Origin of the sequence: Halobacillus hunanensis (assembly GCF_900166655.1) — a bacterium.
GTDB classification, from domain to species: domain Bacteria; phylum Bacillota; class Bacilli; order Bacillales; family Halobacillaceae; genus Halobacillus_A; species Halobacillus_A hunanensis.
The window spans coordinates 247,364-263,782 of sequence record NZ_FVZB01000006.1 but is presented as its reverse complement, the minus strand read 5'-3'; the positions used below and the strand labels follow the sequence as shown (position 1 = coordinate 263,782).

Sequence of the window (16,419 nt, the reverse complement as noted above, 5' to 3'; positions counted from 1 at the left end):
ATAATAAAACGGAACTGTGCCAAATTCTACAGACTTTAACAAAAAATGAGGATTTTTTAATGAATGAATACATCCAAATTGGAATAGCACTCGCAATATCCATGCTTGTGAGTTATCTGCTTGTATTTCCAGTATTAAAACTAGCCGTAAAATGGCGAATGATGGACTATCCAGAAGAACGAAAAATCCATAAAATCATCACTCCGAGGATGGGCGGTATTGCCATCTTTGGGGGAGTTGTGGCAGGTATTCTTATAATAAGACCTGATATTGATTATTTAACACCAATCAGTGTGGGGGCTTTTATCATTGTACTTACCGGTTTGCTTGATGATCGGTACCAACTTCATCCACTAGTAAAACTAACAGGTCAAATTATTGCTGCCTTTGTGGTGATTATTCCTGGATTGAAGATTGATATTGTTACCATCCCTTTTATAGGGATGATCCCATTAAATGAACCAATTAGTGTGATTTTTACCTTCCTTTGGATTATCGGGATTACCAATGCCATTAATTTAATAGATGGACTTGACGGTTTAGCAACAGGTGTAACTACCATTTCTTTAATAAGTATTGCCATTATGGCCTTAGCTATAGAACCGCAAATATCCATCGTCTATTTATGCGTTGTGTTAATAGGAAGCAATTTAGGATTTCTGGTCCATAACTTCTACCCTGCAAAAATTTATATGGGGGATACAGGCTCGCTATTTCTCGGCTACTGTATGGCTATTATCTCCACGGTAGGATTGTTTAAGAATGTAACTTTATTCAGCTTTGTTATTCCCATCATTGTGCTAGCCGTACCAGTGTTCGATACGGTCTTCTCGATCATAAGACGAATTATCAATAAACAAAAGATCATGATGCCTGACAATAAACATATTCATTATCAAATTTTAGCGGAAGGGTTTAGCCATCGAGCAACTGTATTAATTGTTTATGCTTTTAGTGCTGTGTTTGGCTTTCTGGCAATTATATTCTCGCTAACTTCGTTTGGAATATCTCTAATCATTACGCTGATATTCATTTTTCTGTTACATTTATTCGCAGAATTAACGGGGGTTGTGTATAAAGGAAAACGACCTTTGTTAGACACAATTAGGAAGCAAGGATCTAAAAAAAACAAGAAGCAGAAAAATAGTAATACTGAATAATTTAGCAACAAAATATTTGGATTTTACCGTGGATAAGGAGGATCGTATGACACACAACGTTTTATGGACTGGTGGATGGGATTCTACATTTAGGGTGTTGAGCCTGGTCATAGATAAAAATGAAAAAGTACAACCTTATTATGTACTTGATCCAGTAAGACCTTCAACGGAAATGGAACTTCGGACGATGACAGCTATTAAAAAACAGTTAGAAAGAGATTTTCCAGAAGCTCGGAAAAATATTTATCCAACTGTTGAAATTAAAAAAGAGCATATTCCTCTGAGTGATGATTTTACGAGAGAATACAATAAGCTCGCTTCATCAGACCGGCTCGGTGACCAATATGATTGGTTAGGGAGATATGCAATTTCACGGAGCCTTGATCATCTTGAATTATCTGTACATCTGCATGATAAGGTGCAAGGGCTGATTCAGGATGATGCTTATAAAGTAGAAGAAGGTGATGATGATTATTATCGGGTGAAAGAACAACCTTCCAGACCCGAGTATAATATCTTTCATCCATACCGTTTTCCATTGCTGGAGTATTCAAAGTTAGATATGGAAAAGATAGCAAAGAAAAATGGTTATCACTACTTAATGGAGATGACCTGGTTTTGCCATACACCAAAGAAGAACGGTACTCCATGCGGATTGTGTAACCCGTGTAAATACACAAGAAATGAAGGTTTACAAAGAAGGGTGCCTGATCCAAGTAAGGCAGAAGAATTTAGCTATTTTTTATTTAAAGTTAAAAGAAGACTGAAAAAGATTATATAAAAGAGCCTTAGGCGGGCTCTTTTTTCATTCTCAGTTATAATAAGTAGTGGTAGTATGGGAAATAGTGTTTATATAGTATAGAAAAAAATGAGGTATACGTATATGTCCAAACTAAAAAAGGCTGCGTTGTGGATCACCATTTTGGCTTTAGTCCTAAAATTTGTTGGCTTCGTAAGAGAAAGTCTTATCGCAAAAGAGTTTGGAGCTAACGCTTATACGGATGGGTTTTTGCTAGCTTTCACGTTTGTTACGTTAATGAAAACACTGATTAAAAATGGTTTTAACTCCGTTTTTTTACCGCAGTATGTAAAAGGGATGCGCGAAGATAATATCTTGGCCCAACGCAATGCAAACAGTCTGTTGAATTATTCGATTCTGCTATTGATCATTCTGACGGTAATCACCTATTTCTCAACACCATTTATCGTAACGACGATCTTTGGTGATATGCCGGAAATCACTGAAACCGTAGCAATCAAAATGACTAAGATCTTCTTTCTATTCATGCTCGTTATTGGTCTGACTAGTATTTTGGAATCCTACTTACAAGCCGTACGCAGCTTTGTACCGAACCAGATCGTAAATTTATTAGGTGCGATTATGGCTCCTTTATTTATTTTGTTATTTGCTGATAGATGGGGAATATACAGTATTGCTTATGGATTTCTATTTGGGCTTTCGTTAGGGCTGCTTATCCAACTGTGGTACTTATATAAATACGATTACAAGTGGCGGCCTACACTTGTTCTTGATAAAAAGTTCGCGAAAACATTTTGTATTTTGTTAATCCCTGCTATTTTGCACTCCTCAGTGGGGCATATCAACGTATTCGTAGATAAAATGTTTGCTGCCGGAACAGTAAAGGGGGCCGTTACGTATTTAAATAACTCTTCTTTATTAATGAGTATTCCAAGTGCCATCTTTCAAACAACTATTGTGGCGATCATTTTCACTTTACTGTCTGAGCAAAGTGATGACAAAAACAAATTTAAAGACACATTATATATGGGATATCAAGTAGGCTTAATGGCATTAGTCCCGATAGCGGTGGGAGTTCTGTTGGTCGCCGAAGCGGCTATTTCATTTATATATGAACGAGGTGCTTTTACGCCGGAGGATACTAGGAACACACTTGATGCCCTGTACATGTACATTCCTCTCATCGTTACACAAGGTATGCTTATGGTACCGGTTAAAGCCATGTACGCACAGGGAGCTACAAAAAGCCTGCTTAAGATCAGTTCAACAACAGTGCTTCTGAATATAGTGTTGAACTACGTACTCTTGATTCTGTTAGGCTATCCGGGGTTAGCGTTGGCCAGTACAATTGTTTCTTTCTATTATTTAGTATTTATCACGCTGGTTGTTTATAAAGGGTATCCACGCAGTGAGTTATATAGACTGCTTACATTAGTAGTCAAAGTCTGTATTCCGACAGCTGCCATGGCGCTTCCCATCCTGCTGATTCAATGGTTGACTCCCATACAACATATTTACTCATTATATCAATTACTAATCTTAGTTCCTATTGGTGTGATTTTTTATATTGCTGGATTATATCTTTTTTATCGGGAAGGGTTTCAGCAGATGCTGTCTGTCATTAAACGAAGTAATCAAAAGAGTAGTGGATAAAAGAAGCAGAGCGCAATCCCGCGCTCTGCTTTTACTAATTCCTATTGTTTAAAAAGGCATCATATACTTGTTCAAGGTTTTCGTTTAGTCTGCTAAAGTCATACTGCTTGGCATGCTCTTTATTATGCCTTGAAATCTTCTGCATTGTTTCCTTGTCCAGTGCCAATATTTTATCCACGAAAGCTTGAATATCACCGGGTTCAAATAAATACCCCTCTTGATCATCGCGGACAATGTCTGGAATCGCACCAACGTTAGTAGAAAGCACCACATGTCCTGCCGCCATCCCCTCTAGGTTAGATAGTCCGAGTGCTTCAAAGTAAGAAGGAAGAAGAAAGAGATTAGCGCGTTCGAATTGTTCGATCTTTTGTTCTCCCGAAAGTGTTCCCAACATGTTCATATGTAAGCCATGGGTGTCAATTGCCTTCTCTAACACATGTTTCAAAGGTCCGTCTCCCATGATTAGAAACTTGATTTCGGAGTTGTCTTTCAGCCGTTTGGCTAACTCAATTATATCAAGTACTCCTTTAATTTTAATCAGTTTACCAACAAAAAGGATCGTTTTTCCTTCCTCAGGTGGTAACGGCTCTACTTCCTTAAATTCCTCTATAAAAATAGCATTTGGCAATACAGCATAGTTCTCCTCCTCCACAGAAAACGTATGCATAAATAAATCCTTCCAGGTCTCAGACAAACAAATAATTTGATCACACTGCTGTAAGGTATGATTTATCCTTTGTTGTCGTTTGCTACTGCTTTTGTTATAAAACTCAACAAACATACCACTATGAATATGTAGAATGACCTTCTTCTTATTCCACTTTGCCAACTTCACGAAAAACGTACTTTTCGTAAAAGCCCGGTAAGCCGCGGTATGAATATGAATGATTTCAGGCTGATCCTTCTTAATTGTCCATAAAAACTTGATTAATATAAAGACATTAAAGAGAACCTTATTAAGTTTTCTGTCTTTCTTAGGGAAAATATTAAAAAAGTTTAATTCATAGCGATTACTTTTAAACTTTTTTAGATTGTTGAGAAATACAGACATCCCGCCAATGGGAGGGGGGAGAGGTCCTACTTGTAAAATTTTGATTTTTGACATCTAGTTGATCTCCTAACATGTAGTGAAGCTTAAGCAAATGCGGCTTAAGCTTCAGAACGGTCTTTATTCATTTTCATCATGTTGATCATCAATAACACCATGGAAATTGCTAAGTAAATATTAACGGCTGGAGCATACAATACATGCCCTGCCAAGAAGGCGATGCCTGTGCCTAATCCTATGGAAAGAAGGATGAGCATATTTTCGGGATGCAATAAGCGTCCAGGCACTTGAAACAGTAATTTTATAAATAAGCCTACTATAAAGATAAAAGGGACTAAGATGAAAAGAAATCCGATAATCCCATAGGAAAAGAATAAATCAAAGAAATCCATTTCAATTAACTTTGGGCTTTCCCGGTAATTGCCTGCATAGCCCATCCCAAACATTTTCTGCATTGGGGAAGCATCCATATAATCATTATAAATTTCAGTAAAGTAGACATTTCTAGAGCTTAGGATGATTTTTAAAATAGGTGATTTCATTAATTGTTGCTGGCCTTGATCCTGATTCTTGTCAGAGTTATCCTCACCGGAATCATCGGATGATTGATTTTTATTTTGTTCCTCACTAGTTTGTTCAGACTGTTCATTTATGGCATCAACATCCCCTGATACATTGGAAAAGCTCGGTGAAAAGGGGGTGACCAGTAAAAATAACAGCAAAAATATAAAGGAACAGGTAAGATGCATAGCCGTGAGCGGTTTTATTGCCTTACGAATCTTCTGGATAATCCAGTAGGTTAGATAGGTTAGGAAAACCATGATACCCGCACCCAAAACAGCGAAGTAACCTACCTTTGTCCCAATTAAAATAGAGACCGCTGCCAGCATCACAACAGGTATGAAATAGTAAATTTTTTTCAATTGATCATATTTAATTAATGCATATAAGTAAACTAAAGGAAAGCTGATCGCAACGATAGAACCTAGCTCATTACCGGAAAAAAACCAACCTTTAAACCCGAACTTATTCCACTCATAAGTACTCGATGAGGTACCCGTTAATATTGCAATGAACATGGTTACAGACACAATCAACATAGCAGCCGATATAGCTTTGAGAATACGGTGACTCACTTCATTTTTGTGATCGATGTTTGTGAATAGCAGTAAGTAAGAACAAAGCATGATGGAGAAATAAACGGTTTTAGCAAGAAACTGAAGTTCTGCGAAAGGATCAAAGATGGGTTTTGCAAAGAAATTATAGACAAGACCTATACCGAAAACAACGAACATAGCCATTAGATAAAAAATGACGTATTTCTTCAGTCGGCTTGAATTGCCAAAAAAGATAAACCATAAAGACACAAGCATAAACAAAACCCTGAAAATGATCCCAATGGTCACACTAGTCTCTAATGCTTGTATTGAAAAGTATGTAAGTATATCCAGGACAGGCTGGATAATAATGAAGAGTAACAGAAGCTTTGTATAAAATTCTTTATTGATCATTGTCAGCATCTAATAGCACCTCAATAATAATATTGTTTCAATCGGACACCTGAAGTATAAACCATTATTTTCATAGTGTCTATTAACCGTATGTAAAGTCATTTTACATTCGTAAACAAATCTTTACAAAAACCATGTTGTATCTATAAAGTAGCTAAACTTAAAATTATCCATATCAACCAAATAAATTAAGCTGAACTATGAAAAGTGGTATAAACCTTTGCGAAAGAAACAGAAAACCGCTTAAGGAGAGAGACATGTGGATGTGATCAAAAGGTTGAAGATTTTTCTAATGGAAAAGATAAGAAAAACAAATGGGATTCATTATTATAAAAAGCATAAACAAAGCCAGTGGAACAGCCAACAGCAATTGGTATCTTCTCAATTCACTCAATTAATGGGTTTATTAAATCACGTTTATGACCATGTTCCATATTATAGCCGATATATGAGAAGAAAAGGCTTTAAACCCAATGATTTTACCTCTTTAGAAGATTTAAGTAAATTACCAATTGTAGATAAAGGAGAAATCAAACTTCATAAAAAAGAGATGGTAACAAATAATATAGAGACCTATGACGCGTCGGAAAAGCGGACAGGCGGTTCTACAGGAGAACCGTTAACATACTTTGTCCCCAAATTATCTCACTCCTTAATGTGGGCGAACCTTTGGCGGGGGTGGAGCGTTACAGGTTACCAACCAGGTGACAAAATCGCTGTATTAGCTGGAGGGTCATTATTATCAGGATTTGATGTGAAGCGGAAACTGTATTATTTCCTAAATAACTGGATTCCATTCTCATCCTATAACATGTCTGAGAATACGATGAATTCTTACATGAGGAAACTGAAAAAGGGGAAAGTGAAGTTTCTTTATGGCTATTCATCATCAACTTATGAACTGGCAAACTTCATGATTAAAAAAGGAGAAACCATTCAACTGAATGGTGTGATCACAACATCAGAAGTGCTACTGCCTCATTATCGAACTGCAATAGAGAAGGCTTTCCAATGTAAGGTCTTTGATCAGTATGGGGCAAATGATGGCGGAGTGACAGCCTTTGAATGTGAGCAGCATCAAGGATTACACATTGGAATGGAACGCTGCTATGTAGAAATCGTCGATGAAGAAGGAAATCCTGTTCCAGAAGGTGTGGAAGGTAGAATCCTGCTCACAGATCTTTCTAATTATGCGATGCCATTTATACGATATGAAGTAGGAGACTATGGCGCTATCATTACAAAACCATGCTCTTGTGGAAGAGGTTTAATACGATTTACACATATTAAAGGCAGGCAGCAGGAATTTATCTACGCAGCAGGAAACCGAAAAGTACACGGAGGATTTTTTTCAACGACTTTCAGACAATATGAGGCCGTTGAGCAATTCCAAGTGATCCAAGATAAAGCTGGAGAAGTGCTGATTAAGCTGAAATTATCAGACCTTGACTTTAAACAAAGGATCGAACGGGTCAGACAAAATCTTGTGGAACAAGCTGAATTAAATAAAGTATATATAGAAATCACAGATAATTTTGAAAAAACCAAGGGTGGAAAGCATAAATTTGTAATAAACAACGTGTCTGAACTGGAAGGGGAGTATCTGAAATGAAGAAATCGTTATGCGTTATAGGATTAGGGTATATAGGTTTGCCAACATCAGTCATGTTTGCCTTGAATGGACACGAGGTTCATGGTGTTGATGTAAATCCTAGGGTAGTGGAGATGATCAATAATAGACAGCTTCATATTGAAGAATGCGGATTGTCAGGAAGATTGACAGAAGCAGTTGATTCCAAGGCATTTAAAGCATCTTTAGAGCCAACCGAAGCTGATGTATTTATCATTGCTGTACCTTCTCCAATCAAGGCAGATAAAACTGCCGATCTAGATTATATACGTAACGCTACAGAGTCAATAATTCCTTTTCTAAAACCAGGAAACCTTGTCATTCTGGAATCAACTGTGCCACCTCGAACAGTTGAGGATGTAATGCTTCCTATTTTACACAAGTCTGGATTGAGGTTAGGGGAGGACTTGTTCGTTTCTCATTCACCCGAACGTGTTATTCCGGGAAAAGTTTTTCAAGAACTGGTTGTTAATGACCGAATAGTTGGCGGGATTGATCAGAAGTCATCACAAATGACAAAAGAATTGTATCAATCATTTGTACGGGGAAATATCCATCTGACTGATGCCACAACAGCTGAAATGGCAAAAGTAATTGAAAATACTTATCGTGATGTCAATATTGCATTCGCTAATGAGCTTGCTTTAATAAGTGAAAAAATTGGCGTCAGTTCGTGGGAAGCGATTCGATTGGCCAACTACCACCCTCGTGTAAACATTCATACGCCGGGACCAGGTGTAGGCGGACACTGTATAGCCGTTGACCCATGGTTTTTAGCTGAAATCGAACCTGAGCTGTCAAATATTATCCAGCTTTCAAGAAATACAAATGATCATATGCCTGTATTTACAGCTAATAAAATCGAAGAACTGTTGCAAGAAAACTTCATAGGAAATCCGAAAATAGCGCTGTTTGGGATATCGTTCAAAGCCAATATTGATGATCAACGGGAGAGCCCGTCCCTGAAAGTCATTGAAAAAATGGTGGAAAGAGGTATGGACTTTACAGCCTATGATCCCCATATCAAACACAATGTAGTTATGAATCAAACTCAGGATATGGAAGAAGCCTTGAATCAAGCAGACCTTGTAGTCTTTTTAACAGATCATGATGAATTTAAAACACTAGACCCTGAACTGGTAAAGGATACGATGAGGAATAAGCTTGTCTTTGATACGAAAAATGTCCTTGACTTAGGCAAATGGAAAAATACAGGGTTCCTTGTGAAAAGGCTGGGAGATTCAAAAAATGACAGAGTTCAGGTGAAATTATGAAGGAGAGGTTTCTAGGGGTTAACGTAAGCAGTCATTCGTATGAACAGCTTAAGGAGAAAGTAATGTCGGACATTGAGCAAAAGAGACAATCTTATATTGTAGCGATTAATCCTGAAAAGATTCTAAAGGCCCAGCAAGATGTAGAATTGCGTCATTTGTTAAACCAAGCAACATACCAGATACCTGACGGTGTAGGTGTGCTGCTAGCTTCAAAAATAAAGGGCGGAAACATTTCGCAGCGTGTTACAGGAATCGATATGTTCCTTACACTGTGTGAACAGGCATCACTCCATGATAAATCTGTATTTCTTTATGGAGCTAAGCCGGGAGTTGCTGAAAAAGCGAAAGAAGGTCTATTGAGAAGATATCCTAACTTAAAAATAGCCGGGGTCCTGGATGGCTACGTAAAGGATCAGGATTTCATTAAGCAGGAAATTAATGCAGCTAACCCAGACATTTTATTTGTGGCCTTAGGAAGTCCACGCCAGGAACACTGGATTGTTGAAAACATGAAGCATCTTAATGTTCGAATTTTTCAAGGGGTTGGAGGTTCCTTTGATGTATTATCTGGTAAAGTGAAGCGAGCGCCCGCGATTTTTCAACGGTTTGGAGTAGAGTGGTTGTACCGATTGATTCTTGAACCGTGGAGAATTAAAAGACAGATTAAGCTGCCAATGTTTTTATTCAAAGTTTGGGAAGGCAGGAGATAACAGATGTATATCATAGGCTTGAGGAAAAACATAACTGTTAAAAATAGAACAAAGATAGACGTCGAGTAATCCACTTAACGACTATCTTTGTTCAAGTAATACTTTTTCTTTCTCTGCAGCATCACCATAAATAGCCTGGATTAGCTGCTGACTGGATTGACCTTTAGAATATTGATTCCAATCTTGAGCAAATTGACTGACAACATTCATATCGTACGGCTCATTGAGAATAATTTCGATGATTTCTTCGCTTGTATAAGCAACTGGGCCAGGAACCATTGAATGATAATCTTCCCAGAAACCTCTTGCTCTCGAATAATCCTCAAGATCATACGAATAGAAGATCATTGGTTTATTTAATAAAGAAAATTCATAAGGAATTGAAGAATAATCGGTTATTAATAAATCCGTAATCATTAACAGTTCATTAATTTTCTCGCCTGTAGAAACATCAATGATAAAGTTAGGATAAGAGTTCATGAATTTTGTCCTAATTGCCGGATGAAGCCGCATAAGAAGTACATAGTCTTCCTGTAGATTCTCATACATTAACTTTAAATTTAATTGAATATCTGGATCGGTTAATTTATTGTCCCGAAAAGTCGGGGCATATAAAATAACCTTCTTACCTTTAATTCTAGGGTGTTTTTTCTCCATCCTAGCTTTGATATCTCCGTTATCCTCGTCTTTAAAAAAGTAATCGGTTCGTGGCACACCAGTTCTCAAGATTTGAGTGTCAGAAAGTCCGAAACTTTCTTTAAATATATCCGCCATTTTTTCAGATCCCACTACAACATGATCAAATTTACTATACACCTTGCGAAAACGCTCATTCGCATGTTTGGTTCTCGTAAGGATGGACGGGTCTTTGAGACCGAATCGTTTTACGGCACCTGAGGCATGCCATAGTTGGATGCACTCTACATTTTCGCGAAAATCAGTAGCCGCTAAGAACCCAAAATAATTATCGACAAATACTTTTTCGCAAGTAGCTAAATGATAGATAGAGAGTATAAAAGCATAAGGTTTTTTCATGTCAAAGGAAAGAACGGAGGTTTGGGAGTCTTCTCTGTAACTATAATGACAGCCTCCGTCCTTTAAAATGACTATATTTCCACTGTACTGTTTCCTTAAGGCTTCAACAGTATGCAAAATATTGTCCCCAAAAGAAGAAACAAACACCGTTTTCCTCTGTTGGGGACTCATTTTAAACACTTCAAATAAAATTCTTACTGTAAGCAAGTACATGCTTACAAGAAGGTCTCTAACCATTTTCCACATCAAGCAAGTCGTCTTTTATTTTAGACGTTGAAATCCCTACAGTACGTGGAAGATAAACAACCTCACAGTATTCCTTCAAATGATCGAATTTACCTTTCCAATCATCTCCCATGACAAAAACATCGATGTCATGGTCCTGAACGTCATTAACTTTTTGCTCCCAATTATCTTCAGGGATGACTTTATCAACATAACGAATGGCTTCTAAGATCATTTTGCGGTTTTCAAAACTGTGATAAGCTTCTTTATTTTTAATAGCATTAAATTCGTCTGAAGAGATGGCTACAATTAAATAGTCTCCTAGATCTGCAGCGCGTTTCAGTAGATTTATATGTCCCCAATGCAACAAATCAAATGTCCCATAAGTGATTACTTTCTTCATTACATTATTCCTCCTAAAATTTATAAACACATGTACTCTAATAGAAAGATATGCTTACAACTTACTATTATAATAACCTATTTTTACATGAAGTTAACATCAACTTAACAATTTATTTAAAAATAATCCTAAAAATCCCTAAAATTCGACCGATACAATAAAAAGGTACATCGGTAACATTTTAACTGTTTCATCTTTGGAACACAACCCTTACCTATATGTACCAAATGATTAACATCGTTAATTGTGGAATATTTGGAAAAACTTAAAAATATAGTCGAAAATAGTCTTATATTTTATAAGAATATCTTGTATAATTATCGATGTTTCAAATAATTGATATTGGAGGTGCTAATGATAGTTTCAAAGTTAAAATTGAATATGAAGGTATCCTTGTTTTTGGCTCTTATAATTATCCTCATTCCACTAATGGGGAAGCCAGTTCAGGCAGCAGAAAGTAATTGGTCAGGGGCTTTTTACAATAACCGATCCCTAACTGGTACTCCTATACCTGCGAGCTATGAGAGCTTGTACTTTAATTGGGGCTATAATTCTCCGAAAAAGGGAGTTAATGCTAATAACTTCAGCGCTAAGTTTCAAAAGCAAGTAACAACGGATGGAAAGACCGGTTATTTCCTCCATACATATGCAGATGATGGTATTCGTTTGTCTGTGGATGGTCAGGAGAAAATTGATAGGTGGGAACCATCTTCTGGCGAAATGGACAAAGTACTTCTTCCAAGTTTAAACTCAGGAAGTCACACCATAACTTCAGAATACTTCGAAGCAAGTGGGACAGCTAACTATTTCTCATTTATGCGCCCTTTTGGTGAATGGGTAGCGTACCATTATAATAATGCTTCTTTGAGTGGAAAGCCGATAGCGGCGGAATCTATTAAACCCAAAAAAACATCCACCTTATCTTTTGATCATGGATATGGTTCACCGCATAGCCAAATAGATAATAATAATTTTTCATCTCGGTATGTTTCTGCAGTTTATTTACCGGAGGGTGAGTATGTTATTAGAATGAAAGCTGATGATGGTGCAAGGGTATATATTGATGACAAAGAAATTATAGATAAATGGTATCCTAGTTCCTATGGGGAGAAAGCTATAAAGGTAACAATTACTGATCATAATAAAAACCCTGATAATATTCATTGGCTGAGAGTAGATTATTTTGAGGAAACTGGTATTAGTAAAATGGACTTTACCATTGAACCTGTTAAAGAAGCAGCTTCTCTTGAATCTTGGATGGCGTTTTATTATAAAAATGAGTCTTTCAAGGGTACTTCAGATGTTTACGGTGGAAGTAATTCTTTAGTATCGATACCGTCATTAGACTTGGACTGGCGTTATAAGAGTCCCGATAGTTCTATACCTAACAATGGTTTTTCTGCATCTTTCCTTAAACTTATTGAAGGAAAACAGGATTATTTCTTACAAACCTATGCTGACGATAATGTTCGGGCAACTATTAACAACGAACTGATAATTAATCGTTGGGACAATTCATGGGCGACTACAAAATCAGGTATTATAACGGGTCTTCAAGAAGGCACCCACTTATTACAGGTTGATTATCTCGAGAAGAGAGGACGTGCCGAGATAATGGCTGACATAGCACCTTTTGGTGAATGGATAGCTTATTATTACAATAATTCCTCGCTAAAAGGTAAGCCAGCTGATAAAGAAGTTATCGATGGTGATGGGAAGAGACTCAACTTAAACTATAAAATGGGAAGCCCAAGTAGTAACGTGCCAAAAGATAATTTTTCTGCAGTCTTTACTACTGTTAAGAGGATGAAACCAGGTAAGTATATTATCGATAGAGATGCAGATGATGGCCTTCGGGTCTATATTGACGGTGAATTAGTTGTGAATGATTGGCGTGCCAGTAACTTTGGTAATACTAAGTCAAATGTAATTACAATAAATAACCGTAAAAATGTTAAGTCTAGTGAAAAAGATGTTCACACAATTAGAATTGAGTATTTTGAGAAAACAGGTGCCAGTAAGATAGACTTTAATATTCTATCTATTAAGGAAGCTTCATCAAGTAACAAATGGTTAACAACTTTATACAACAATCAAAATCTATCTGGCCCTGGTAAAGTATCACGGAGTAAGGAAATAAATTTTAACTGGGGATACGGTGGTCCGAAAAGTATTTCTAAAGATTCTTTTTCAGCTTCTTTTTACAAACTTATAGATGGAAGAGAGGACTATTTTCTACAGACCTACGCAGATGATTCCTTAAGAGCAACCGTGGGTGGAAAAAAAGTGATCGATAGATGGGACGATTCTTGGGGTGAAATCAACCATGAAATTATTACTGGAACTAGCAGTAACAATCAGTTATTACAAATTGATTATGCCGAAAAAAGTGGAAGGGCTGAGGTTGTTGCAGATATAGCTCCACTAGGGGATTGGATTGCTTTTCATTATAACAATACTAATCTAGAAGGAATGCCTACAGCCAGAGAAAAGTTGTCTAATCTAAATCGCAAACTCTCTTTTGATTTCGACAAAGGCAGCCCAGTTGATGATATTCAGAATGATAATTTTAGTTCCCTTTATACTTCTAGTCAGAGAATAGAAGCCGGTCCTTATCTTTTAAGGCTTAAGGCTGACGATGGTGTAAGAGTTTACATTGATGACAAATTAGTTGTTGACCGTTGGGGACCTGGGAATTTTAACAGTCAAATAGCCAAAGATTTAATGATCAAGGATAAGGATAATGTATCTAGTAACCAGAAAGACATTCATACTATTCGGGTTGAGTATATGGAATCTGAGGGTGCAAGCAGTTTAGATTTCAAATTGTTAAAACCAATTGAGGATGTTCCTTATGATAGTTGGTTAGGGTTGTACTATCCGAATAAAAACTTATCTGGGATGCCTCTAGTCGTTGGGGGGAAATCTTCTCAGGAAGAAATGCTGAATAGAGTTTCATTTGACTGGGGAACAGCGAGCCCGCTTTCACAACTACCTAGAGATGAGTTTTCGGTAGAATATATTAAAAATTTATCTGGTAATAGAGAGTACTTTGTGAATGCATTCGCTGATGACGGGCTGAAAGTATCAGTTAATGACAATATGATAATTGATGAATGGCATGATTCATCAGGTGAATCCTATAAAGCATTATTAACTGAACTTAGTGCAGGTCAAAATACTGTTAAAGTTCAATATTATGAAAATACTGGAGCTGCTTTCATTCATAGTAATGTCGTTCCTTTTGGGGAATGGTCAGTAAGCTACTACCCAAATACAAATCTTAAGGGAAAACCAGCAGCAACGAAAGTATTGCAGTCAGCAAATGGTATAGGTTTTTCAGAAAAACTTGGTTTGGGCTCACCAACCTTAGGTGTACCGAGTAATAATTATTCAGCCAACTATATTACAGCAAAGAGGCTTGAACCAGGTGAATATTTAATAGACACAAAAGCTGACGATGATATTCAAGTTTTAATTGATGGAAAAGTAGTCGTTGATTCCAAAACAGCAAAACAAGAAAACAAAGTAAAAGTAAACATCAAGAATAGTGATAATGGCAATATACATTGGATTGAAGTTCGACATAAAGAATATTATGGAGAATCAAATATTGAATTTTCCATGAGTAAATTTAATAAGAGTGAATTTGTCACGAATGATGACTGGTTAGCTGAATATTATCCAAATATTATTAACCCGAATTCACCAAAGTCTGCTACTGGGTTAACACAATTAGCTCGAGAAGAGTCGTTGGAACTAAATTGGAATGAAGGTTCACCCCATAAAAAAATTCCTGTTAATGAATTCTCAGCAGTCTATCAAAAACTAGAGTACTTTTCTGAAAGTGGACAATATGATTTTCAGGTTAGTGCGGATGATGGAGTCATTGTAAAAGTTGACGGTGAGATAATTATAAATTCTTGGGTAACGAGTAATAGCGGTATTAGGAAAAAAGAAAATTATCCTATATCAAAAGGCTCTCATTTAATAGAAGTCATCTATTTCGAAAAAAGTGGACGGGCTGATATTAAATTCAATTATAAAGCTAGTGAAACCAAAGAAATAACTGAAAAATATAAAGAATACTCTTTAACACTTGATCAAATGGTGAACGCTCAGATGAGTGTGAATCCTCAGACTGACAAGCGATACGAAGTTTATATAAGAGAAGACGCTTTAAATTTCACGAGTGATAGCCAAGCTGTTATCAAAGGTTCTGGCTGGAGGGTTAGAGGAGGTCCTGGGACGAATTACTGGATAGTTGGGACAGTTAGTTCAGGGCAAAAAGTAACTATCTACTCAAAAGCACCAGCGAAAGATGGGACGAATTACGATTGGTATGAAATTAGCTATGGAGCAGGGGGGTGGGTAGATGCAAGCCCTGCTGATACAAGGTACTATCTTAACCCAGATAATTTCGATGATAGTTTTCAATCTAAACTTCAATTTCTAGACTTATCTGAGAGTGCTAATGTTAATGTAGATGAAGTAAATAATAAAATTCTCGAGGGTAAAGGAATTCTAGAAGGCAAAGCTCAAAGTTTTGTAACTGCTGGTAAGGTTTACGGCGTAAATGAAGTATATTTAATCGCACATGCATTATTAGAAACAGGTAATGGGTACTCAGGGTTAGCAACAGGAATGGAATATAATGGTAAAACAGTTTATAATATGTACGGTATTGGGGCATATGATAATTGTGCACTAGAATGTGGAGCCAAATATGCATATGAAGCCGGTTGGTTTACACCTGAAGAGGCTATTATTGGTGGAGCTGACTTTATAGGCAATGGTTATGTTGACCGTGGGCAGGATACGCTGTACAAAATGCGTTGGAATCCCGATGCTGTAGAGAAATACGGATATCCTTCTCACCAATATGCTACAGATGTTGGTTGGGCTGCAAAGCAAGTTTATCGTATGAATAACGTTTATAGTATGTTGGAGTCGTATAGTATAAAATTAGAGATCCCTAGATATAAATAAGTTGTAATTTGAGTAAGTAGT

The 16,419-nt window shown here is 36.9% G+C and carries 11 protein-coding genes; 7 read left to right on the top strand and 4 right to left on the bottom strand.

The features are described from left to right. The first annotated feature begins 59 nt into the window (after window positions 1–59). From B5354_RS06975 to murJ, 3 genes are all read left to right on the top strand, one after another. A complete protein-coding gene (locus B5354_RS06975) occupies window positions 60–1,160 on the top strand; it encodes a glycosyltransferase family 4 protein (protein ID WP_079527285.1) in 1,101 nt (366 codons plus the stop codon). Window positions 1,161–1,206: 46 nt separating this feature from the next. Then, on the top strand, window positions 1,207–1,941 hold the full coding sequence (locus B5354_RS06970; protein WP_079527283.1) for a 7-cyano-7-deazaguanine synthase: 735 nt from the start codon (window positions 1,207–1,209) through the stop codon (window positions 1,939–1,941). A gap of 102 nt (window positions 1,942–2,043) precedes the next feature. Continuing rightward, window positions 2,044–3,573, top strand: a complete 1,530-nt coding sequence (gene murJ, locus B5354_RS06965) for a murein biosynthesis integral membrane protein MurJ (protein WP_079527281.1) — start codon at window positions 2,044–2,046, stop codon at window positions 3,571–3,573. A gap of 34 nt (window positions 3,574–3,607) precedes the next feature. Here murJ and B5354_RS06960 read toward each other — a convergent pair whose 3' ends face one another. Both B5354_RS06960 and B5354_RS06955 read right to left on the bottom strand, forming a co-directional pair. Next, window positions 3,608–4,678 (bottom strand): glycosyltransferase family 4 protein, encoded by a 1,071-nt coding sequence (locus B5354_RS06960; RefSeq protein ID WP_079527279.1) that lies wholly within the window; start codon window positions 4,676–4,678, stop codon window positions 3,608–3,610. 44 nt (window positions 4,679–4,722) lie between these two features. Further along, window positions 4,723–6,141 carry an O-antigen ligase family protein gene (locus B5354_RS06955; protein ID WP_079527277.1) on the bottom strand — a complete coding sequence of 473 codons (1,419 nt, stop codon included), beginning with the start codon at window positions 6,139–6,141 and terminating at the stop codon, window positions 4,723–4,725. Between the two features lie 250 nt (window positions 6,142–6,391). On the opposite strand from B5354_RS06955, the gene B5354_RS06950 reads away from it, so the two are divergent. The 3 genes from B5354_RS06950 to B5354_RS06940 are packed head-to-tail and all read left to right on the top strand — an operon-like array spanning window position 6,392 to window position 9,746. After that, window positions 6,392–7,744, top strand: a complete 1,353-nt coding sequence (locus B5354_RS06950) for a phenylacetate--CoA ligase family protein (protein WP_079527275.1) — start codon at window positions 6,392–6,394, stop codon at window positions 7,742–7,744. Continuing rightward, a complete protein-coding gene (locus tag B5354_RS06945; protein ID WP_079527273.1) occupies window positions 7,741–9,036 on the top strand; it encodes a nucleotide sugar dehydrogenase in 1,296 nt (431 codons plus the stop codon). Before B5354_RS06950 ends, B5354_RS06945 begins: the two co-directional genes overlap by 4 nt. Continuing rightward, window positions 9,033–9,746 (top strand): WecB/TagA/CpsF family glycosyltransferase, encoded by a 714-nt coding sequence (locus tag B5354_RS06940; protein ID WP_079527271.1) that lies wholly within the window; start codon window positions 9,033–9,035, stop codon window positions 9,744–9,746. Before B5354_RS06945 ends, B5354_RS06940 begins: the two co-directional genes overlap by 4 nt. A gap of 81 nt (window positions 9,747–9,827) precedes the next feature. On the opposite strand, the gene B5354_RS06935 is transcribed toward B5354_RS06940, so the two are convergent. Together B5354_RS06935 and tagD are read right to left on the bottom strand one after the other, a co-directional pair. Next, window positions 9,828–11,027 (bottom strand): CDP-glycerol glycerophosphotransferase family protein, encoded by a 1,200-nt coding sequence (locus tag B5354_RS06935; RefSeq protein ID WP_245804771.1) that lies wholly within the window; start codon window positions 11,025–11,027, stop codon window positions 9,828–9,830. Next, window positions 11,011–11,409: a glycerol-3-phosphate cytidylyltransferase gene (tagD, locus tag B5354_RS06930; protein ID WP_079527270.1), complete on the bottom strand. Its 399-nt coding sequence runs from the start codon at window positions 11,407–11,409 to the stop codon at window positions 11,011–11,013. Before tagD ends, B5354_RS06935 begins: the two co-directional genes overlap by 17 nt. Before the next feature lie 354 nt (window positions 11,410–11,763). Here tagD and B5354_RS06925 point away from each other — a divergent pair, with 354 nt between their 5' ends. After that, entirely contained in the window at window positions 11,764–16,398 is a 4,635-nt protein-coding gene (locus tag B5354_RS06925) for a PA14 domain-containing protein (RefSeq protein ID WP_079527268.1), read from the top strand. The last annotated feature ends 21 nt before the right edge of the window (window positions 16,399–16,419 follow it).

Coding starts and splice junctions, on each gene's coding strand:
- B5354_RS06940 (WP_079527271.1), top strand. CDS start 9,033: ATGAAGGAGAGGTTTCTAGGGGTTAACGTAAGCAGTCATTCGTATGAA.
- murJ (WP_079527281.1), top strand. CDS start 2,044: ATGTCCAAACTAAAAAAGGCTGCGTTGTGGATCACCATTTTGGCTTTA.
- B5354_RS06945 (WP_079527273.1), top strand. CDS start 7,741: ATGAAGAAATCGTTATGCGTTATAGGATTAGGGTATATAGGTTTGCCA.
- tagD (WP_079527270.1), bottom strand. CDS start 11,409: ATGAAGAAAGTAATCACTTATGGGACATTTGATTTGTTGCATTGGGGA.
- B5354_RS06975 (WP_079527285.1), top strand. CDS start 60: ATGAATGAATACATCCAAATTGGAATAGCACTCGCAATATCCATGCTT.
- B5354_RS06925 (WP_079527268.1), top strand. CDS start 11,764: ATGATAGTTTCAAAGTTAAAATTGAATATGAAGGTATCCTTGTTTTTG.
- B5354_RS06960 (WP_079527279.1), bottom strand. CDS start 4,678: ATGTCAAAAATCAAAATTTTACAAGTAGGACCTCTCCCCCCTCCCATT.
- B5354_RS06970 (WP_079527283.1), top strand. CDS start 1,207: ATGACACACAACGTTTTATGGACTGGTGGATGGGATTCTACATTTAGG.
- B5354_RS06935 (WP_245804771.1), bottom strand. CDS start 11,027: ATGTGGAAAATGGTTAGAGACCTTCTTGTAAGCATGTACTTGCTTACA.
- B5354_RS06955 (WP_079527277.1), bottom strand. CDS start 6,141: ATGCTGACAATGATCAATAAAGAATTTTATACAAAGCTTCTGTTACTC.